18 protein-coding genes are annotated in these 21,189 nt (G+C 42.5%); 8 read left to right on the plus strand and 10 right to left on the minus strand.

Features of this window, described 5'->3' with window-relative positions:
- Positions 1–223 precede the first annotated feature (223 nt).
- From HC725_RS15115 to purD, 5 genes are all read left to right on the plus strand, one after another.
- Complete coding sequence (locus HC725_RS15115; RefSeq protein WP_190332707.1) at positions 224–2,251, plus strand: RNA-binding domain-containing protein; 2,028 nt, start codon at positions 224–226, stop codon at positions 2,249–2,251.
- Positions 2,252–2,254: 3 nt separating this feature from the next.
- A complete protein-coding gene (locus HC725_RS15120) occupies positions 2,255–5,155 on the plus strand; it encodes a type I restriction endonuclease subunit R (RefSeq protein WP_190332708.1) in 2,901 nt (966 codons plus the stop codon).
- Between the two features lie 74 nt (positions 5,156–5,229).
- On the plus strand, positions 5,230–5,412 hold the full coding sequence (locus HC725_RS15125; protein ID WP_190332709.1) for a hypothetical protein: 183 nt from the start codon (positions 5,230–5,232) through the stop codon (positions 5,410–5,412).
- A gap of 291 nt (positions 5,413–5,703) precedes the next feature.
- The gene (gene purH / locus HC725_RS15130; protein ID WP_190332710.1) at positions 5,704–7,311 is read left to right on the plus strand and encodes a bifunctional phosphoribosylaminoimidazolecarboxamide formyltransferase/IMP cyclohydrolase; all 1,608 of its coding nucleotides are present in this window, start codon (positions 5,704–5,706) and stop codon (positions 7,309–7,311) included.
- Positions 7,312–7,428: 117 nt separating this feature from the next.
- A complete protein-coding gene (purD, locus tag HC725_RS15135; RefSeq protein WP_190332711.1) occupies positions 7,429–8,724 on the plus strand; it encodes a phosphoribosylamine--glycine ligase in 1,296 nt (431 codons plus the stop codon).
- Between the two features lie 118 nt (positions 8,725–8,842).
- On the opposite strand, the gene HC725_RS15140 is transcribed toward purD, so the two are convergent.
- From HC725_RS15140 to HC725_RS15150, 3 genes are all read right to left on the minus strand, one after another.
- A complete protein-coding gene (locus HC725_RS15140; protein ID WP_190332712.1) occupies positions 8,843–9,562 on the minus strand; it encodes a DUF1481 domain-containing protein in 720 nt (239 codons plus the stop codon).
- Between the two features lie 99 nt (positions 9,563–9,661).
- Entirely contained in the window at positions 9,662–9,934 is a 273-nt protein-coding gene (locus HC725_RS15145) for an HU family DNA-binding protein (protein ID WP_190332713.1), read from the minus strand.
- 270 nt (positions 9,935–10,204) lie between these two features.
- Positions 10,205–10,795, minus strand: a complete 591-nt coding sequence (locus tag HC725_RS15150; RefSeq protein WP_190332714.1) for a YjaG family protein — start codon at positions 10,793–10,795, stop codon at positions 10,205–10,207.
- A 108-nt stretch (positions 10,796–10,903) separates the two neighbouring features.
- On the opposite strand from HC725_RS15150, the gene HC725_RS15155 reads away from it, so the two are divergent.
- Positions 10,904–11,869 (plus strand): D-2-hydroxyacid dehydrogenase, encoded by a 966-nt coding sequence (locus tag HC725_RS15155; protein WP_190332715.1) that lies wholly within the window; start codon positions 10,904–10,906, stop codon positions 11,867–11,869.
- Complete coding sequence (locus HC725_RS15160) at positions 11,869–12,468, plus strand: uracil-DNA glycosylase family protein (protein WP_190332716.1); 600 nt, start codon at positions 11,869–11,871, stop codon at positions 12,466–12,468. The genes HC725_RS15155 and HC725_RS15160 overlap by 1 nt, the downstream gene beginning before the upstream one ends.
- On the opposite strand, the gene HC725_RS15165 is transcribed toward HC725_RS15160, so the two are convergent.
- The 6 genes from HC725_RS15165 to nudC all read right to left on the minus strand — a co-directional run bounded on the left by HC725_RS15165 (position 12,455) and on the right by nudC (position 19,527).
- Positions 12,455–13,624, minus strand: a complete 1,170-nt coding sequence (locus tag HC725_RS15165) for an ABC transporter permease (protein ID WP_190332730.1) — start codon at positions 13,622–13,624, stop codon at positions 12,455–12,457. The two genes, HC725_RS15160 and HC725_RS15165, sit on opposite strands and share 14 nt — an antisense overlap.
- Positions 13,624–14,811 (minus strand): ABC transporter permease, encoded by a 1,188-nt coding sequence (locus HC725_RS15170; RefSeq protein ID WP_190332717.1) that lies wholly within the window; start codon positions 14,809–14,811, stop codon positions 13,624–13,626. Before HC725_RS15170 ends, HC725_RS15165 begins: the two co-directional genes overlap by 1 nt.
- Positions 14,812–14,816: 5 nt before the next feature.
- Positions 14,817–15,815, minus strand: a complete 999-nt coding sequence (locus tag HC725_RS15175) for an HlyD family secretion protein (RefSeq protein WP_446751377.1) — start codon at positions 15,813–15,815, stop codon at positions 14,817–14,819.
- Positions 15,815–17,224 carry a TolC family protein gene (locus HC725_RS15180; protein ID WP_190332732.1) on the minus strand — a complete coding sequence of 470 codons (1,410 nt, stop codon included), beginning with the start codon at positions 17,222–17,224 and terminating at the stop codon, positions 15,815–15,817. Before HC725_RS15180 ends, HC725_RS15175 begins: the two co-directional genes overlap by 1 nt.
- Positions 17,225–17,415: 191 nt before the next feature.
- On the minus strand, positions 17,416–18,483 hold the full coding sequence (gene hemE / locus HC725_RS15185) for a uroporphyrinogen decarboxylase (RefSeq protein ID WP_190332718.1): 1,068 nt from the start codon (positions 18,481–18,483) through the stop codon (positions 17,416–17,418).
- Between the two features lie 276 nt (positions 18,484–18,759).
- On the minus strand, positions 18,760–19,527 hold the full coding sequence (gene nudC / locus HC725_RS15190) for an NAD(+) diphosphatase (protein WP_190332719.1): 768 nt from the start codon (positions 19,525–19,527) through the stop codon (positions 18,760–18,762).
- Between the two features lie 181 nt (positions 19,528–19,708).
- On the opposite strand from nudC, the gene rsd reads away from it, so the two are divergent.
- Entirely contained in the window at positions 19,709–20,197 is a 489-nt protein-coding gene (gene rsd, locus HC725_RS15195; protein ID WP_190332720.1) for a sigma D regulator, read from the plus strand.
- A 55-nt stretch (positions 20,198–20,252) separates the two neighbouring features.
- On the opposite strand, the gene HC725_RS15200 is transcribed toward rsd, so the two are convergent.
- On the minus strand, positions 20,253–21,146 hold the full coding sequence (locus HC725_RS15200; protein WP_190332721.1) for a DMT family transporter: 894 nt from the start codon (positions 21,144–21,146) through the stop codon (positions 20,253–20,255).
- Positions 21,147–21,189 lie beyond the last annotated feature (43 nt).

Genomic DNA, 21,189 nt, shown 5'->3' on the forward strand with positions numbered 1-21,189 from the left:
TTAAACATCGTCATTCCGTACAAGGAGCAAAGCGACTGGGGATACGGAATCTCCCACAGCCTGTTGAGTGCCAATTATAATGAGTAACATGCGGTAGGAGATCTTGAACCCGTTCCTGCGTCGCTTTTCAGGATGACGGGATTTATATCATGCCGCGAGAAGCGAAGACACGGCTCTCGAAAAACACAAAGCCAGTAACAAGAAAAATAACCAAGGAATATGGATGATAGACAACACCTTTACCACATTAAATGACATTCAAAACCTACAAGAAAGCGCCGAAGTCGAGTGCAAGCTTGCGGGTGGCCGCGATGGTAAAGGTGCGCTGCCAAACGATATGTGGGAAACCTACAGTGCCTTTGCCAATACACGCGGCGGAGTCATCTTACTTGGCATCAAAGAAAAGAAAGGCCGATTCAGCCTTGAAGGCATAGATAACCCTGCCCCATTAATTAAAAACATTTGGGATACGGTCAACAACCAAAATAAAGTCAGCGTTAATCTACTCAGTGAAAACGATGTAAAGATTGAAACCATTGAGGGCAAAGCACTCATTGTCATTCACGTACCCCGTGCGTCTCGTCAACATCGCCCTGTATTCATCAATAAAAATCCTCATACTGGCACTTATATTCGCCGTTATGAAGTAGATCAGAAATGCCTTCCACCAGCCATAAATCAAATGATGGCAGAGCAAGAAGAAATTCGTGATAACCGTTTGCTAGAAAATTTCACCATTGAAGATATCGATCTAGAAAGCTTACGTGTCTATCGTCAATTATTTGGTGATGCGAAACCAGACCATACCTTCTTAGAGTTACCAGATAATGAGTTCCTACGTGCGATTCGTTGTATCGGTATAGATCGCTCAACAGGCAAAGAATGGTTAACGCTAGCAGGGCTAGTCATGTTTGGTCGTGGTAGTTCTATTTTGGATTTCTTGCCTTCTTTTGCATTAGATTACCAAGAAAAGAGCCCAACCTCTGAGCGCTGGATTGACTGCATTTATACCGATGGTTCTTGGTCGGGCAATGCGTTTGATTTTTATCGTAAGGTATATCGCAAACTCACTGCCGATTTAAAAGTGCCATTTAACCTTATTGGCGGTCAACGTATCGACCAAACCCCAGCCCATGAAGCGATTCGTGAAGCCTTAGTCAATACCATTGCTCACGCTGACTTTACTGCTGAAGGTAATATTCTGATAGAAAAGCATCCCGACTTTATTGGTTTTCGCAATCAAGGTTTAATGCGAATTCCGGTACAAGAAGCCATTCGTGGTGGCAATAGCCAATGCCGTAATCCAGCCATTCATCAAATGTTCTTAAATATTGGTTTAAGCGAAAAAGCAGGATCAGGGATTCCGAATATCTACCGCAACAGTAAAAGGCAAAACTGGCAACAACCTAACCTGTATGAAAATGACGAACTTGGGCAAACCATACTTGAATTACGTATGGTCGATATCGTCTCTGAGGAAATGCAGCAAAAGCTCATCGCTCGATTTGGTGAACGTTTTAATCAGCTTAGTGACCTGAAACGCACCATTTTGATCACGGCTATGACCGAATCTTGGTTTAATCATGAACGTATCTGCGCGATTACCTCTGAACATACCAGAGAAGTCACCTTGGCCTTAAGTCAACTGGTGGCAAGTGGATACTTAGACTCATCCGGTAAGCAAAAAGGCAAAACATATCACCTCAAAGGTATTGAAGTTCCAACGCCAGACAACGATGCAGGAAAAAGTATCAAGTTTGTCACCACGCCAACCGAAGAACAGTTATCACTTTTCACAGGTAATGTGCCGGAGTTCAATCAAGAAGTGCCGGAGCTCGACAGCCAAAGTCCGGAGTTAGGCCGAAAAGTGCCGGAGCTCGATAACCAAAGTCCGGACCTCAATAGCAAAAGTCCGGACCTTGATAACCAAAGTCCGGACCTCGACAAACAGAACCAATTATTATGGCAACAACTTCAATCTGTCGTATCCCCAATTATTCAGTCTCAGGGAAGAAAACCAAAGGCGGAGATTGAACAAGCGATTATCACCCTTTGCAAAATAGCAGAACCAAGCTGTTTGAAGCTCGCGGACATCGCCACATTGTTAATGATGAAACCCGATACTTTAAGACGTAACTACTTAAGTAAAATGATAAAGGCTCAAAAGCTCTATCTGGCTTATCCAACCATTCCGAATCACCCAGAACAAGGCTACACAACACAACAACATGTTGGCAGTAAGGAAGACTAAAACATGGCATATCAAAGCGAACAACAACTTGAAAATGATTTTATTGCTCAGTTAGCCAAGCAAGGCTTTGAGCGTGTTGTGTTGCCCGATAACGCTGCCCTTGAAGCTAACTTAAAAACTCAGCTTGAACGAGTGAATGATTGCCAACTGTCTAACAGTGAATTTCGCCAAGTGCTCGGCAAGCTGGAAAAAGGCAACATATTCACTAAAGCCAAAACCTTACGTGACCGCCTTGATGTCACGCTTGATAACGGCGATTCCAAGCATTTAACCTTGTTGTTCGAAAAGCCAGAACACAACCATTTTCAAGTCGCCAATCAAATCACGGTAAAAGGTATTTATACCAACCGTTATGATGTGACCATTTTAGTCAATGGCTTACCGCTCATCCAAGTCGAACTTAAACGCCGTGGCATTGAACTTAAGGAAGCCTTTAATCAAGTTAAGCGCTATCAAAAGCACTCCTTTAATGCCAATCATGGCCTGTTTAATTACATTCAACTGTTCGTGATCTCAAATGGGGTGAATACTCAGTATTTCTCCAACAATGCGGAAATGTCAGCCAAGCAAACTTTCGATTGGACAGATGAAGCTAATAAACGCCTAAGTAACTTGCATGACTTCACCAATACTTTCTTAACCCAAGCCCATTTAAGCAAAATGCTCAACCAGTACATTGTGTTAAATGAAACCGGTAAGTTCTTGATGGTGCTACGTCCTTACCAGTTCTATGCGGTTGAGGCGATTATTCACCGAGTAAAAACCACTCGCAACAATGGCTATATTTGGCATACCACAGGCTCAGGCAAAACCTTAACCTCGTTTAAAGCGGCGCAAATCATGACCTCGCTTGATGAGGTGGATAAAGTGGTGTTTGTGGTGGATAGAAAAGATCTCGATTATCAAACCGCATTGGAATTTAACGCCTTTAGTAAAGGTAGTGTGGATTCAACCGACAACACCAGCATGCTATTCCACCAACTCACCGATAAACCGATCAAAGGCCGTGAGGAGAATACCAACCGCAACACTAAGCTGGTGGTTACAACGCTACAAAAGCTTAATAACGTGGTCACTAAGCCTCGCTACCTCAAAGAAATGGCGGCGCTGCAAGAGCAACGTATTGTGTTTATTTTTGATGAGTGCCATCGCAGTCAGTTTGGCGACACCCATCAAAACATTGTGAGTTTCTTTAAAAGAGCTCAACTGTTTGGCTTTACTGGTACACCTATTTTTGCCGATAACGCCGTCGCTAAGAAGTCAGTCAAGAAAACCACTAAAGACCTATTTGATGAACGCTTACACGCTTATGTGATTGTCGATGCGATTCGCGATCAAAACGTACTTAAGTTTGCAATTGAATACGTCGGTCGTTACCAATACAAGAATGGCTCAAACAATAACCTTGATATTGAAGTTGAAGATATCGACCGTAAAGAGCTACTAACCTCTCCTGCTCGTTTAGAAAAAATTGTTGATTACATCATTGCCCATCATAAGCGTAAGACTCATAGCCGTGACTATAACGCTATGTTTTGTGTATCCGGCGTGCCTGAGCTAATTCAGTATTATGAGTTGTTTGCCAAGAAGAAAGCCGAAGGTAAGCATAATCTAAAAATTGCCACCATCTTTAGCTATGATGCCAATGAAGAAGAAGAGTACGGAGTCAATGAAGAAGCCGATGATACTCATACTATTGAGATCAAAGAAGCCTCGGCTAAATACCTCAATCAAGGCCAAGCGGTAAAACTGCATAGCCGAGATAAGCTAGAAACCTTTATGGCGGATTACAATCGCATGTTTGGTAGCAGCTATACCACCAAAGACAGCGATTCATTTTACGATTACTACAAGAACCTCGCCAAGCGCGTTAAGAATAAAGAAATCGATATTCTGCTGGTGGTGAACATGTTCTTAACCGGTTTTGATGCGCCGAAACTCAACACCTTATATGTTGATAAGAATTTAAAGCATCATGGCTTAATACAGGCATTCTCGCGTACTAACCGCCTACTAGATGAAACGAAATCTCACGGTAATATCATCGCCTTCCGTAACCTTAAGAAAGCGGCAGACGAAGCTTTTATCATGTTCTCTAATAAGCAACCGAAGGAGTTTATCGAAACGCCTCCGTTTGATGAGCTTATAGCCGATTTCAATGAAGCCTACCAAGCTTTACTTGTCATTACGCCTACGGTGGAGGCTGTCGATACCTTGCCTGACGAAGACGCACAAAAGCTGTTTGTATTGCAGTTCCGTCGCTTAATGCAACTTAAAAACATGCTTGGTAACTTTGCTGACTTCGATATGGATTCCACTGCAATGAGTGAGCAAGAATTCCAAGACTTCACCAGTAAATATGCCGACCTTAACCGTCAGATCAGAGAAACCACCAGCAAAGAGAAAGTATCGGTATTAGATGATGTCGATTTCGAACTGGATTTACTGCACCGTGATGAAGTGAACGTCGCTTACATTCTTCACTTGTTACGTGATTTGCACGATGAAGACAGTGAGGAAGTGAAAACCAGCAAGCGTAATGTGATTGTCAACCTAATCAGTTCCGACCCAACGCTACTCAGCAAGAAAGCTCTGATTGAGAAGTTTATGGATGAGCACTTAAACGGTATTCCAGCAAACCAAAGTGTCGAAGAAGAATTCGAGTTCTTCTGGGAAAAGGAAAAGCGCTTAGCCATTGAAAAGCTAGCCGAAGAAGAAAACCTCAATAAAGACAAACTCGCGAACTTAGTGACTCGCTATGAAATGAGCGAAGAACTGCCACTACGTGATGACTTCGCCGACACCCTAGAAAGCAAACCGAGCATTCTACAGCGTAAGAAGATAGTCGGCCGATTAACCGAAAAATTTAAAGGCTTTGTCGATACGTTTATGGGTGGGGTTTAGAGCCCAAACACTTAACAGCATCCTACTTTAACGTTATTCTTTGTCCGTTTTTATACATACTCAGGATTTAAACCATGCCATTAAAATCTGTTTTCTTATTGTTCCTCACTCTCATTTTAGCGGCCTGTTCAAGTAAACAAGAGCAACAACAAGTCAAAAATGAAGTGAAAGAAACGGCCACCGATATTGGTCATGCAACTCGTGATACTGCCAAAGAAACAGGGCACTTTTTCCGTGACTTATTCAAAGGAGAGTGAAAGGCTACTCTCATCGACATTCAACTCAACAATCTAAACTTGATGATAAAAACAAAAAGCCAAACGATTGCGCGAGCTTTTTAAAGAGAAGTTAGTTAGAATGTGCGCCATCAAATCTTGAGTTAGTGTAAAGATAAATAAAACCATCGTGACTATAGTAATGTCGCGAAAAGGTATTTACCAAAGTGGCCCAATTGGTTTCAATTAACCAGTCCGCATTAAAACCACAAGCATCACTTTGGCAAATATCTTTCTTTGTTTTAACTTCATGATTAAAGGAATATGGAAGCCATGCAAAACGCTCGCCCAATTCGCCGCGCTCTAATTAGCGTATCCGATAAAACTGGTATTGTGGAATTCGCGCAATCATTGGTTCAACGTGATGTCGAAATTCTGTCAACTGGTGGTACGTTCAAGCTATTGCAAGATAGTGGTATCGCGGCAACTGAAGTCTCTGATTACACTGGTTTTCCTGAAATGATGGATGGCCGCGTAAAAACGCTACACCCGAAAGTTCACGGTGGTGTATTGGGCCGTCGTGGTACTGACGAAGCCATTATGGAAACTCACGGTATAAAACCTATCGATATCGTTGTAGTTAACCTTTATCCATTCGCTGAAACGGTGGCAAAAGAAGGTTGTACGTTGGCTGATGCGGTTGAAAACATCGATATCGGCGGACCAACAATGGTTCGTTCTGCTGCTAAAAACCACAAAGATGTCACTATTGTGGTGAACGCGCACGATTATTCTCGCGTGATCGCTGAAATGGATGCCAATGATAAGTCTCTAACGCTAGAAACCCGTTTTGATTTAGCCATTGCAGCCTTTGAGCATACAGCTGCTTATGATGGCATGATTGCTAACTACTTCGGCACAATGGTTCCTAGCTACGGCGAGAACAAGGAAGGCGATGAGGAAAGTAAATTCCCGCGCACATTCAACCAACAGTTCGAGAAAAAACAAGACATGCGCTACGGTGAGAACAGCCACCAAGCTGCCGCGTTCTATGTTGAAGCCGCTTCATCAAAAGATCAGCCACAAGAAGCATCAGTTTCAACCGCACGTCAAATCCAAGGTAAAGCATTGTCTTACAACAACATCGCCGACACGGATTCTGCACTTGAGTGTGTAAAAGAATTCAATGAGCCAGCCTGTGTGATCGTAAAACATGCCAACCCATGTGGCGTTGCACTTGGTAAAGATATTCTTGAAGCTTACAACCGTGCTTATCAAACCGATCCAACATCCGCCTTTGGTGGCATTATTGCCTTTAACCAAGAATTAGACGCCGCTACCGCGCAGGCGATTGTCGACCGTCAATTTGTGGAAGTGATTATCGCCCCATCAGTTTCAGCTGAAGCGATTAAAGTCGTGGAAGCGAAGAAAAACGTACGCTTACTAGAATGTGGCGAGTGGGCAAGCAAAACGACTGAGTTTGATATAAAACGCGTTAATGGTGGTTTGCTGGCTCAAGATCGCGACCAAGGCATGGTAACTCTCGATGACCTGAAAGTTGTGTCAAAACGTCAACCGACAGAAGAAGAACTAAAAGATGCCCTATTCTGCTGGAAAGTAGCGAAATACGTGAAATCAAACGCAATTGTTTATGCAAAAGGTGACATGACCATTGGGGTTGGCGCAGGCCAAATGAGCCGCGTTTACTCTGCTAAAATTGCCGGTATTAAAGCCGCAGATGAAGGCTTAGTGGTTGAAGGTTGTGTGATGGCATCCGATGCATTCTTCCCATTCCGCGATGGTATTGACGCTGCCGCAGAAGCAGGAATTAAATGTGTTATTCAACCAGGTGGTTCGATGCGTGATGATGAAGTGATTGCTGCTGCCGATGAACATGGCATGGCGATGATCTTTACTGGGATGCGTCATTTCCGCCATTAATTTTTTCTTTATAATTGGGGCGGTAACTGCGTTTAACTGCCCTCACTTAGGCTCATATACGGAATGACAGCTCCAAAATAGCTCTAAATAAAACTTAATTTAAGGGATACCTTACTTATGCAAATTCTGATTATCGGTGCCGGTGGCCGCGAACATGCACTTGGCTGGAAAGCGGCGCAAAACCCTGAAGTCACAAAAGTATTTATTGCACCAGGTAACGCAGGTACCGCGCTTGAACCAAAACTGGAAAACATCAACATTGGCGTTGAAGATATCGAAGGTTTGGTTGAGTTTGCACAAAACAACAGTATTGCACTGACTATTGTTGGCCCTGAGGCGCCATTAGTGATTGGCGTGGTGGATGCATTCCGTGCCGCTAAGTTACCTATTTTTGGCCCAACAAAAGCGGCGGCACAGCTTGAAGGTTCGAAAGCATTCACAAAAGATTTCTTAGCCCGTCATCAAATCCCAACTGGGGATTATGCTAACTTTACTGAGATCGAGCCTGCATTAGCTTATGTGCGCGAGAAAGGTGCACCGATTGTGGTCAAAGCCGATGGACTAGCAGCAGGTAAAGGCGTGATTGTGGCGATGACCCTACAAGAAGCCGAAGATGCGATTCAAGACATGCTGGCAGGTAATGCCTTTGGTGAAGCAGGCAGTCGCGTCGTTATCGAAGAGTTTTTAGATGGTGAAGAAGCCAGCTTTATCGTGATGGTAGATGGCTCAAGCGTATTACCAATGGCCACCAGCCAAGACCATAAACGTGTAGGCGATAAAGATACTGGTCCTAATACTGGCGGAATGGGTGCTTATTCACCTGCACCAGTCGTCACACCTGAAATCCATGAGCGTGTACTTGAAGAGGTCATTTATCCGACCGTTCGTGGTATGGATGCTGAAGGTTACCCTTACACGGGATTCCTTTATGCAGGTTTGATGATCATGGCCGATGGCACGCCAAAAGTAATTGAATATAACTGCCGCTTTGGTGATCCTGAAACTCAGCCAATTATGATGCGTATGCAGTCAGATTTAGTGGATCTTTGTTTAATGGCGATTGATGAGAAACTAGATGAAGCCGAATCGCATTGGGATCCTCGCGCATCAATTGGGATTGTGCTCGCCGCTGGCGGTTATCCGGGCGATTATGCCAAAGGTGATGTGATTAACTTGCCAACAGGTGACGCAGTGGAAGGTGAAAAAATCTTCCATGCAGGTACCACCAATAATGAAGCCGGTGAAGTGGTAACCAATGGCGGACGTGTACTTTGTGCCACCGCATTAGGTAATACTGTACTAGAAGCGCAACAGCGTGCTTATGAGCTAACTAAAACCGTCAGCTGGAATGGTATGTTCCATCGCAACGATATTGGTTACCGCGCCATTGAGCGTGAAGAAAGTGCACAATAAAGGGAAATAATTCTCGAGATAAGATCGCTTAAGCAATAAGCTTAAAACGAAAGAAAGGCGCTGATGATTAACATTAGCGCCTTTCTTGTTTTTAATAGCTGTTACATAAAACCATCGCTTAATTCATATTTAAATGCGGCCTTTGGATACAAGCATAATCATCACTTTTAAGCGAGACTAATTGATTGACGGTTACTGAGTTTTGCTTTGAATTCGTCTTCCCAATAAAAGCAACATAGCTATTTAAGGTATTAATTCTGTCTTTAATCGCGAGCGGTAGTTGCGGATTTTGAAAATTGATGTTGGTATATTGTCTACCATCACAAGCTTCAAAGGTTTGCCCATCCCATATACCTTGAATCAGCTTTTTATTATCCTCATGAAAGCCTTCAACCTTTGTCACTATACGTTCAGCTTCATTCACATAACGGTCAAGATCGGGTTGATTTAATGGCAGGATCTGATCTCCAACACGATATCGCTGATAGATTGCTTCACCCGTATTACTAAAGCGGATATGAACTAAATAACGCTGTAAGCCATGATCACTTTGTGCTATTTGCCCTTCACGAACAATCTCACTGATCATCCCATTTTGCCATTGGTAGCTAGACTTGTACCATGCATCATTTGAGAGTTCGACATAATCAGAAGCCGATTGAGGCTCAGTTGCAGAACGATTTAGCCAATAATAAGATTTAGAATTATCTGTCACTTCTCCGCCAGACCAATTAAATGGCTCAACTGAGCGTACAAATTTACCACTAAATAAATTTTGAGTAGAGGAACAACCAGCAAGGGTTAATAAAATAATGACAGGAAGGAGAATACGCTTCATAAAAAAACTACGCTGAGTTAAGGACTCAGCGTAGTATATACTCAAACGACGACAAGATGCGAGAAGGTGCCGCCGCTAAAAAGACAATTTAAGGTTAAATTATTTTACTGAGTCTTTTAATGCTTTACCGGCTGTAAATGCAGGTACGTTTGCAGCAGAAATTTGAATCTCTGCACCCGTTTTAGGGTTACGACCAGTACGTGCTGCACGGTGATTAATTTTGAACGTACCAAAACCAATAAGTTGCACTTGGTCACCATCTTTAAGTGCGCCAGTTACACCGCTAAGAGTTGCTTCAAGAGCCGCTTTCGCTTGTGCTTTAGATAAATCTGCTTTTTCCGCAATTGCATCAATTAACTGAGTCTTGTTCATTCTAGGTTTCCCTTCTTAGTGTTTTAGAAATCTAGAACTACTTTAAGCATAAAAACCCCATGTGGCAAAGGTTTGTAAGCAGTTTTTCGTTCTTATGATGGTTTTTTAGGCTATTTGTAGGCGTTGACTCACAATTTACTTTTAACCGCCCCTCTTTTCGCATAAAAAGCCAGAAAGCAAAGATGACTCCCATTATAAACACTTGATATATCATTCATAACAGTAATAAATTCGCTTAATATTAACTAGCCTCGACACTAGACAGTGAAATCACTCTAAGCCAATTCCAATATTACTGATCCCTTCTTCACGCAATTCAATCCGTAATTCTTTAATCAAATCGATATCGCGTTTTTCTGCTTCACGCAATGGGCGGAATAACGCCCACTGAACATCCCACTCCTGGCAGACTGCTTCGTTTTCTTTTTGATTATCATTGGTTATAGGATCAGAGCCTTGTGCTTCTTCTAATTGAGCAACCGTTTTGACTGAAATCTGGCTTAGCTCAATCATGTCATCAAACATATCTTCACGATCAAGCAAAGCATGTAATAAAGTAGATAAACCAACACAAGCATCAATTGCTGGATAAACCGCGTAAAATTCATACTCTTCTGAGCTTGGGATCAACTCTTCAAGCTTTTCCAGTTGACGTTCAAAGTTAACCTTGGCAGTTTTAACCGTTAGAATTTCCCATACGCTATCTAAAATTTCTCGATACTTACGCGCATCCGAAAATTCAGTATTTTCACAAAACAAAGCGTAGTTCGGGTACATGCGCTCACATAAACAAGCCATGAAGGTGATTTGTTGCCATGGTACGAATTTTTCTAGACGGACTTGCAAAGGATTCTGTAGCATAAGTACTCGAAAATAGATTCAAAAAAAGACAGCTGAAGTTTACTTGAAAACAGTTTGGTTTACTAAACCTGAATCAATAAATAAAACACAAGGGACGGCACAAATCCAATGACGAATTATACTCAAGCGCCACAAAAACAATCCCATCAACTTTATATTCCTCACCAACTTTATATTGTGTCGCAACAGGCTTCTATTTATCACGACTTCCTACAACAACAAACGCTTCCAAATATCGTATTAACGCAAGATAAAAGCCAAGCCACCATAGTATTAGCGGATCCACCTCAAGTTGCCGCTCAACTTGAGCAATTTCCTAATCTCACTTGGTTACAGTCTACTTACGCCGGTGTTGATGCATTAGTGGAAAAAAAACTGCGCCGTGATTATCAATTAACCAATGTAAAAGGCATTTTTGGGCAATTGATCAGTGAATATGTACTTGGCTACAGCTTGAGTTATTTTCGCCATTTCGGGGTCTACCAAAAGCAACAGCAAGAGAAACAATGGCAAAAACACCCCTACCAAAGTGTCAAAGATAAAACCATGGTCATTCTTGGTACAGGATCAATTGGTCACCAATTAGCTAAAGCGGTTTCTGCACTAGGCTTTATTGCTGTAGGGGTAAACAGAAGCGGTCAAGCTCCTGTCCATAATGCCTTTCACCATATCTATCCAATTGCACAATTAGATCGCGCTTTGGCACAAGCTGATGTGATTGTAAATGCACTGCCTAACACGCCACAAACGGATAAATTATTATCATCTTCGGCCTTTGAGCATTGTCGTAGTGCATTATTATTTAATATCGGTCGTGGGCATACTGTCGATGATGAAGCCTTGTTAGCCGCATTAGAATACGGGCAGATAAGTCATGCCTTTTTAGATGTCTTCCGCCATGAGCCTATTAGTAACGACTCACCGTTTTGGCATCATCCCAATATCACTGTAACGCCGCATATTGCCGCCACCAGCTTTCCTGAACAAGTATGGGAAATATTTCTCGAAAATTACTATTTATTTAATAACCAGCAACCACTAAAAAATAAAGTCGATTTTACTCGAGGTTATTAATGGAGACATTATTAACAGCGATCAAGCAATGTCAGATATGTGAATCAGCACTGGAGCTTGGCTGCCGTCCAGTAGTGCAAGCGCATCCAAATGCCAAATTGCTCATTATTGGTCAAGCGCCAGGAATAAAGGTTCACCAATCTGGCGTGCCTTTTAATGATGCTAGTGGTGAACGATTACGATTATGGCTTGGAATGGATAGCGAGACTTTTTATGATCCGACTAAAGTCGCCATTATGCCAATGGGATTTTGCTACCCAGGAAAAGGGAAAAGTGGCGATTTACCACCAAGAAAAGAATGCGCTCCACAATGGCATCAAGCATTACTGGCTCGATTACCTAATATTGAAATGACGTTACTGATCGGCCAATACGCTCAAAATTATTATCTCAGCAATTCTGAACTAAGCGGTTCTAATTTAGGTGATAAACCCAAGACATTAACGGAAACCGTGAAAAACTGGCAACAATGGGCTCCGAGCTATGTGCCTATTCCGCATCCATCACCACGCAATAATATTTGGCTCAAAAAGAATCCATGGTTCGAACAAGATGTCATTCCTTATATTCAAGCCTTAATTAAAACTAAGATTCTTTAGCTTCGGAAATATCACCTTTATTTTTTCGCGCCATCAACCACAACGCCAATCCGCCATAAGTGACCGCTTGCGCCCACAATAACCCCCAATAAGGCAGCACTTGTTGAAAGCTCGCACCCATTTGATTTAAACGCAGAAATCCATTGATGGCGGGCGTGGAAGGAAAAAATTGCGCCAAATATTGTAATCCAAATGGCAGCTCAGAAGTTGGCCAAATAAAGCCGGCGCAAAACACTAATGGCAATGAGCTGAGTACAACAATGAGAGTTGCCAGTTCGCGTCTTGGAATAAGCTCTCCCATTACCATACCAAGCCCAATCACCGCGGCTAAAAATGGGATTAACACTGCCAAGATATTGCCAATTGAGGCCAGACGACTGATGCCATAAAATTGGAAACTAAAACCAAAGTAATACAACGCGAGTGGAATATAGGTCAGCAAAAGAATCACTAAACGTGCTGACCAACGATCAATAGCTGCACTACGTTGCCAATAACCTGTAATTCCTGCGCGGCGCGATTCATTTTGTTCACCACCCACCAATCCTGCAGCAATCAATAAGGTTTGATGCAAAATCAACACAAAGACAGCGGGGACAACATAATTAACGTAACCATTACTGGGGTTAAACACCGGTTGCATCGACAACTTAACAGGGGCGTATTGATTGGAAGCTAAAACCAAGTTTTCACCCGACATCACCATTCGAGAAACTTTGGCTTTTGCCGATAACGTCCCTCCAGCAGATGCTAATCCTTCCACTACCGTGCCATAAATCAAAAAATAAGCGGCATCTCCGGCATAGGCTAAAGTTGGGCTTTTACCTAATAATAAATCTCGACTAAAGTATTTTGGGATCACCAATATCCCATGCACATCACCTTGATTAAGCAAGTACTGGGCATCTTTCAAACTGTATGCATGTTGCAAAATCTCAACTTGCGGCGTGGCATCGACCATTCTTTCCAATTCACGACTGGTAGCGGTGTTATCTAAGTTCACCACCACGATTGCTTGTTCACGCGGTAATTGTTGGCTATAAGGTAAAGGATATAAAAAAGAGTACATCACCACGCCGCCAAATACCGTCAGCAATAACGCTGAGTTGGTAAAAATAGCCTGACATTCACAACGAAAAACCTGCCACCAGCTCATCATAAATCCACCTGCTCTGCCGCATTATTTTTCGCTTTGTTAGCTTTTTTCGCTTTGTTAGCAATGCCCGCCGCTAGCCATATTGCGATGGCCAGTACCACGCTATAACAAAGCAAAGCAAATATTTGCCCAATTGACTGCGCTAACCCCACACCATTATTGACTTGATTTACTTGCAACTCGATATAATGGCTAACTGGTAATAATACGCGCCAGAATTGAGCTAAAAACGGCATATCCGACGCGGGAAAGGTGATCCCCATAAAAGCAAAGGCGGGTGCAGTAAACGCTGCGACAAAACTCATCGAACGAGTCACATCTTGTGTGAGCATATAAAACAAAGCCCCCACACTTTGACAAGCCAGTACCATGCACAATTGTGCGATCATTAAGATCCACCACGATCCGTGCATCGGCCAATCAAGCCACACATACATCCCCCATAAAAACACAACGCCTTGCAGCCAGTAAACTCCAGTATAAGGCAACAATTTCATCAACAAGGTTTGCACTGGATGTGGACTTAACCATGCTGACAGTCCTTGCTTTCGTTGCTCAACCGCCATAGTCAAAATAGTGGTGGCAACAATGACTATCTGCCAAATCGCGGGGATTGCAGCCGAAACTAAGAACTGACCATAATGGCTGTTGCTGTTAAATAAAGGCGTGATCTGACTACGAATGGGAACGGCTTTGGCCAATGCTTGTGTTGGGGTTATATTACCTTTACTTAATGAAGACATTACCTCAATGCCTGCATTATAAGTACCTTGCGCTTGTTGCATCGCTGAATTAATCAACTTACCGGTTAAAATAAACTGACTATTATAAAATGCCGTCACGGTCGGTGATTCACCTAATAGGGTTTGCTTATAGGTATCATGAGGAATGACCACCAATGCGTAAATATCTGCATTTTTTAAAGCCGCGCTACCTTGTTGAATGGAGGTATATTGCTGAGTCACCGCCAATGTTGGGCTAGCATCGTAATAACGGATCAAGCCTCGCGAAATCACACTGTGGTCATTATCTACCACGCCAATTGGTAAATTACGCGCAGTGCCACTCGAAAACACTAGCCATAAACATACAAACATTAGCAATGGTAACCACCACAACATCGCTTGTAACCAAGGCTGCTCTCGGACTATTTTCAGTTCATGTAAAAAAGAGGCGCGTATCGTCATCGTGATTATTGAGTATCAGATTCAAGTAACACACTCATACCAACTCGGAGATCTTGAATCGGTTTGACTGGGCGAGCTTCTACTTCAAAAGTTCGCATGTCAAAACCTTGGTTCGCATCAGTGGTACGCCAAGTGGCAAAATCGCCCATCACCGACACATGTGAGACTTTAAAGCGATACACATCAGTGCTAAGAGCGGGAATAGATACATTAAATTCAGCGCCTTGTTTAAACGCTTTCAAGCTATCTTCTCGCACATGAAAAATCGCCCACGCATCTTGCATATCAACAATCGTCACCACAGGAAAACCTTGTGGCGCCAATTCACCAGAGTGCAATAATATGTCGCTGACTTCACCATCGTGCCAACTCGATATTTTAGTATCTGCGGCATACGCTTCCACTTCCGCTACCGCGCCCGCAGCCATACGTTCTTTTTCTTTAGCCGCTAATTTAGTTTCAACTCGCGCCCCTTCTTGCGCCATTTGATACATTTGATAAGCCGCCCGTTCGGTATAGCGAGCCGCTTGCCATTGTGTCATCGCTTCATCGCGTTTTTGTTCCGCTACCACGCCATCTTGATATAAATTATCCACCCGTTTAAAGGTCTTTTCCATCAAGTTTGAGGCCGCTTTGGCTTTATTCCATTGATCTTTGGCCGCTGCAATCTCTTGGTTTCTTGCCCCTTTCTCAGCCTGAGCAGACATTGCACCCGCGGCCGCTTGTCCCGCTTTAGCTTGCTCTAATTTAGCTTCAATTTCAGGGCTTAGAATAGTGAAGATCATTTGTCCTGAGGTGACTTTATCGCCTTTTTTTACCAACACTTGGTCAATACGGCCCGCCACTTTTGATGAAATAAGGTATTGCTGCGCTTCGACTTGGCCTTGAAATCGTTCAGGCTTAGGCTGATAAGCTTGCCAAAAGGCATAACCAATCCAAACAATTAGGATCAATACCAATACAGCTATCACTTTTGACTTCGTGGTACTCAGTATCGCCTTCATTAATGTACCTCTAATCCTTTATATTGTTGGTATTGGTTAAAGCTGTCCATTTCACCACTTACCGCCAGTAAGCGAGAGAGCGATAAAACGTATTGATAAGCCGCCGCAGAACGCTGGGTTTTAATGCTATTAAGATACATTTCGGCATCGACTACATCCAATGAGGTCGATAACCCTTGGCTAAAGGCCTTCTGTTGTAGATCGATATTTTCTTGAGCCATCGACACACTCGATTCAAGCCCGTTATATTCCTCCAATGATTGATAGGCTTCACGATAAGTCTTTTCCACCAGCAAGGATAAATCTTGTTTTGCTTGGGCGCGTAAATACCCGACTTGCCTTTTGGCCATGTGCGCAGCGCTCACTTTGTCTGAACGACCCGAGGTATCAATTAAAGGAATGCTAACACCAACGCCGACTAACCAATCTGGAGTCGTATTACCGACCAAGGTGTCATCACTGTACACATTGTAATTTCCATACACGAACACTTCAGGGTAATATTTTCCTTTCTCAACCCCAACCAATCCATCGGCTTGCTTTTCTTTGGCATCTAAAATACTAAGCCCGGGGTATTCATTTAAAGTCTTGTCCAAAAATGCCTGCATCGGTGGCAAACTTTCATTAATAAACAGCTTAGTGGAAGGACGAGCAAGGCTATTGGCTTTCAGTAAATGGGTAAGGGCCATTTGAGTAATTTCGACATTACGTTGCGCTTTACGGGTCTCGACTTTGGCTTTGTCATACGCCACTTCGGCTTGTAGTCGTTGAACTCTGGCTATTTGCCCTTGCTCTTCCAGTTTTTTTGCGTGATCGAAATGCTCTTTTAGACCTTGTTCGACTTCTTGGCGAGTAGCGAAAACTTGCTCAGAAAGCACGACTCCAAAATAATATTTAGACAAATCTTCAAACTTGGCCTGTTGCTTCATCTGCAACATATATTTCGCTTCGTCTTTTTTCCCTTCAGCAATATCTTGCGCAGCCGAAATTCTACCTCCAGTAAAAATGGGCCAAATAGCACGAATTGAACTGGTAAAAATATCTTTGTCCATCAAGGTGGAAGTCAACATGCCATCAAATGCTTTAATCAATGCACTGGAACCAATCGGCATACTTTCAGCCAGATCAGAAGGTGATATCTCTACATCATCATCTAACCGGGTGTAATTAGCACTTAACGTGACACTGGGTAAATTCAAAGCACCCGAAGCATCTTGCTTAAGTTGCGCCTGATCGACATTGGCACGTTCAGCGGCCAAGCCATCGTTATTGGTCAGAACAGACTGCCATGCTTGATAAAAAGACACTTCTTCAGCCCATGCATTTGGAGTGAACAATAAAAGCCAAGAGAAGATAGCAAGATAAGATGAATGAACCACTTGTCTACGTAGATCTTGGTTACGTGACATTTGGTTTATTAAGATAGTATTTCGATTTATTTTCATAAACATAAGTTCAATGTGTCAGTTATCTGATTCATCCATGAGTGATTTTATTCTATGCCAATAACACAAAATCGCAACTCATCCGATCTCTAAATATACAGTGGGAATAAAAAAGCGCAGCTCAATGGCTACGCTTTGATTTAATTGTATTTTAATTATCGATGATAAGGCTTCGACAATTCATGCACAGCATCCACAAACACCCCAGCATTTTCTGGTGGTACATCAAGATGAATACCATGTCCCAAGTTGAATACGTGACCAGTTCCAGCATCACCAAATCCATCTAAGATCGAAGCAACTTCTTGGCGAATACGTTCAGGTTGCGCATACAAAATAGATGGATCCATATTGCCTTGCAACGCTACTTTATCACCCACGCGAGCAACTGCATCGGCGATATTAATGGTCCAATCTAAGCCAATCGCATCACAGCCTGTCGCTGCAATTTTCTCAAGCCACATACCGCCATTTTTAGTAAATAGAGTAACAGGCACACGGCGACCGTCATTCTCACGAATTAAGCCATCGACGATTTTGTGCATGTATTGTAACGAAAACTCTTGGTAATCACGCGGGGTTAAGACACCGCCCCAAGTATCAAATACCATGACAGATTGAGCACCTGCCTTAATTTGAGCATTCAGATATTCGACAACACTATCCGCTAGCTTATCTAATAACGCATGCAAAATACTTGGGTCGGCATACATCATCTGCTTAATTTTAGTAAAGGCTTTTGAGCTACCACCTTCAACCATGTAAGTCGCTAGCGTCCATGGGCTGCCAGAAAAACCAATCAAAGGCACTTCGCCTTGCAGATCCTTACGGATTTGGCGAACAGCATTCATTACATATTGCAACTCGCCTTCTGGATCTGGTAGACCAATTTTATCGACATCCGCTTTGCAGGTAATTGGACGTTCAAATTTTGGACCTTCACCCGCTTCAAAATACAAACCTAATCCCATCGCATCAGGAATAGTTAAGATATCAGAAAATAAAATGGCAGCATCTAATGGAAATCGTTTCAGCGGCTGTAAGGTCACCTCTGATGCTAACTCGGCATTTTTACAAAGTGACATGAAATCACCAGCCACACTACGAGTTTGACGATATTCTGGTAAATAGCGGCCAGCTTGGCGCATCATCCATACAGGCGTGTAATCTACTGGCTCTTTCATTAAAGCGCGTAAGTAGCGGTCATTTTTTAATTCAGTCATTTGTTTTTTCCCTAACCTTGAAAGGCATTATTCTATCATTACTTAGCGCACATTTTGCTAATGGTTTGTAATAGAGATCATGTTATCCAACATTAAATTCGCCTGATATTTGCTTGCACCGAGGAATTTGTTAATACTTTGTTGGCTAGCAATTTAGTTTGCTAATGAAGAATGATAATAAGCGAGAACACGTGATGTTCCGCAACCATAACGACATCTTACTTACCCCTCCGGCATCCCCGGAGGTTTTTTTTGCCTCATGATTAGATGTTTTACCTAATCCGTAACGTCACAACCTAAAGTATGCTCAATTAATGCTCGAGCAATCGTCCCTTTCGGTGCCACTGGAGGAAGGCATTCGGCGCTAAACCAATTCGCGCAGGCTAACTCCGTTTTGTCTACTTTAATCTCACCTCGATCATAATCAGCCAAGAAAGCGACCATCATACTCGATGGAAATGCCCATGGTTGGCTTCCAAAGTAACGAATATTTTTTACATCAATACCCGTTTCTTCTTTGATTTCTCTCGCCACGCATTGCTCTAAGGTTTCCCCTACTTCGACAAATCCAGCAATCACGGTATACATGCCACCAGTATGCCGCGCATGATTGGCGAGTAGAATTTGATGATCTTTTTTTATCGCCACAATGATACAAGGAAAAATACGCGGATAATGCAAAGTACGACAATCACTACACTGCATGGCAATTTGATTAATATTCAGATGATTTCGACCACCACACTGCGAACAAAAACGTTGCGTCGTAAACATATGTCCAAACTGTATTGCGCGACTTGCCATTAAAAATAAAGCTTCTGGCTGTGATAATAAGTCACGTAAGGATGACATTTCAAAAAGAGACTCAATCTCGCTGGCATTAATCCAATAGCATGGCGTGCCAAGATATGTGCCAATATTTAAGGCTTGTCCGAGCGGTAAATTTAGCTCTTCTGCCGATCCATACGGCAAGCTTTGATTCGGAAAATAGATTTCGCTACCGTCAACGATACACCAGTAGACTTTTTGATATTTATTTAACATCCGATTCTCTCATTGCTTGAAGTTCCACCATTTTACTGGCAATCTAATTTCATACCAGTGGTTATCGATTGGCTATCCATTATCACTTATTTGATCATGGTATACACAATCAAAAAGGACGCTCTACCCAGTAGAGACGCTGATTGCAGTACCATGCAACAGCAATAATGAGGATACCGTCATGCTAAATAAATTTAAACAGACCCAAGCCCAATTTGGTGGCTCTAGTGATGTTATCGACCATTGGCTTTCCACTCGCCAAGTATTACTTGTTGAATATTGTAAGCTTGCCGCATTAAAGCCAAACGCCAACAAAGTCGCTCTCTCTCAACTTCCATCTCCAGAAGAATTACAAAATTTCTGTCAACATGTCGTGGATTACATCTCTGAAGGCCATTTTAAAATTTATGATATGGTCATGGCTAAATGGCATTCTACTGGCTTCTCACCGACTGAAGAAATAGATCGCACGTATTTTGATATCGTCAAAACCACCGAACCGCTACTCAATTACACCGATAAGTATGCTGATGTTGCAGCGGAAGATGAATTAGAAGACTTTGATGCCGATCTCTCTGAAATTGGAGAGGTTATGGAAGAGCGTTTTGAGTTAGAAGATCAACTGATTCAGATGATTGCTGAAAGTTTAGAGATCCCACCAGGGGCTTAAATACGCTAAAAATTTGTTTATCGCCACCTTAATAGATGGCGATAATGTTTGCTTGTTATTTTTGTGGCACCTTGGCTATCATAGGTTTCACATTACGACTTCGTTGAGCCAAAATAACCCCGCCTATAATCATGATCATCCCGATATAATGAAATAGCGTCAATGTTTCATGTAAAATAAAGCTCGCTAAAATCGCGGTTAGTGCAGGCATGAGATTCATGAAAATGGCCGCTTTATCCGCCCCTAAATGTTCAATCCCCATCATCCAACACCAAGGTGCAATAATGGAAGCCAATAAACCTGCATACAAAATTAATGGCACCGTCTGCTGAGTAAATACGACAGGAGCGCTCATGCTAAACAGCGGGAACAGAAAAACAATCGCACAGCAAACTTGCACATAAACCGACTGCCAATTTGAAATAGGCATCCGCCAACGCTTAATCAAGACGACATATAACGCGTAAGCCAATGTTGCCAATAAAACCAACAAATCCCCTTCATTAATATCCTGCACAAACAATGACATTACATTCCCATGGCTTAACATTATGAGTAAACCCGAAAATGAAATAACCGCGCCTAACACGGCATACAACGTCAGTTTTTGATTTAACAGTGGAATACTAAGAAACAATCCGATTAAAGGCACAAGAGAAGTAATAAGCGATAAATTGAGCGCTGTCGTAGTCAACCCTGCGTAATAACCTAACGATTGATTTAAAACCATTCCAAGCAAAGAAAGAAAAGCAAGCTTAGGTAAGTACGGAATAATTTGTTTTCTGCGCTTCCAAGTTGGAATTGCCAAAAAAGGCGTCAATACGATCAAAGCGACAAGCCAACGATAAAAAGAAATTGCGCCAGGATCGATGACTGTAGAAGCCATTTTATTAATAATAGCGTTACCAGCCCAAATAAACACGGTAACCATAGGAAAGAGGTAGAGCATTATTACGATTCACTTAAGACATTAAAACAGCCAAAAGTATACG

The organism is Vibrio sp. S17_S38 (genome assembly GCF_014694375.1).
In the GTDB taxonomy this organism is placed as follows: domain Bacteria; phylum Pseudomonadota; class Gammaproteobacteria; order Enterobacterales; family Vibrionaceae; genus Vibrio.

Coding starts and splice junctions, on each gene's coding strand:
- HC725_RS15115 (WP_190332707.1), top strand. CDS start 224: ATGATAGACAACACCTTTACCACATTAAATGACATTCAAAACCTACAA.
- HC725_RS15120 (WP_190332708.1), top strand. CDS start 2,255: ATGGCATATCAAAGCGAACAACAACTTGAAAATGATTTTATTGCTCAG.
- HC725_RS15125 (WP_190332709.1), top strand. CDS start 5,230: ATGCCATTAAAATCTGTTTTCTTATTGTTCCTCACTCTCATTTTAGCG.
- purH (WP_190332710.1), top strand. CDS start 5,704: ATGCAAAACGCTCGCCCAATTCGCCGCGCTCTAATTAGCGTATCCGAT.
- purD (WP_190332711.1), top strand. CDS start 7,429: ATGCAAATTCTGATTATCGGTGCCGGTGGCCGCGAACATGCACTTGGC.
- HC725_RS15140 (WP_190332712.1), bottom strand. CDS start 9,562: ATGAAGCGTATTCTCCTTCCTGTCATTATTTTATTAACCCTTGCTGGT.
- HC725_RS15145 (WP_190332713.1), bottom strand. CDS start 9,934: ATGAACAAGACTCAGTTAATTGATGCAATTGCGGAAAAAGCAGATTTA.
- HC725_RS15150 (WP_190332714.1), bottom strand. CDS start 10,795: ATGCTACAGAATCCTTTGCAAGTCCGTCTAGAAAAATTCGTACCATGG.
- HC725_RS15155 (WP_190332715.1), top strand. CDS start 10,904: ATGACGAATTATACTCAAGCGCCACAAAAACAATCCCATCAACTTTAT.
- HC725_RS15160 (WP_190332716.1), top strand. CDS start 11,869: ATGGAGACATTATTAACAGCGATCAAGCAATGTCAGATATGTGAATCA.
- HC725_RS15165 (WP_190332730.1), bottom strand. CDS start 13,624: ATGAGCTGGTGGCAGGTTTTTCGTTGTGAATGTCAGGCTATTTTTACC.
- HC725_RS15170 (WP_190332717.1), bottom strand. CDS start 14,811: ATGACGATACGCGCCTCTTTTTTACATGAACTGAAAATAGTCCGAGAG.
- HC725_RS15175 (WP_446751377.1), bottom strand. CDS start 15,815: ATGAAGGCGATACTGAGTACCACGAAGTCAAAAGTGATAGCTGTATTG.
- HC725_RS15180 (WP_190332732.1), bottom strand. CDS start 17,224: ATGTCACGTAACCAAGATCTACGTAGACAAGTGGTTCATTCATCTTAT.
- hemE (WP_190332718.1), bottom strand. CDS start 18,483: ATGACTGAATTAAAAAATGACCGCTACTTACGCGCTTTAATGAAAGAG.
- nudC (WP_190332719.1), bottom strand. CDS start 19,527: ATGTTAAATAAATATCAAAAAGTCTACTGGTGTATCGTTGACGGTAGC.
- rsd (WP_190332720.1), top strand. CDS start 19,709: ATGCTAAATAAATTTAAACAGACCCAAGCCCAATTTGGTGGCTCTAGT.
- HC725_RS15200 (WP_190332721.1), bottom strand. CDS start 21,146: ATGCTCTACCTCTTTCCTATGGTTACCGTGTTTATTTGGGCTGGTAAC.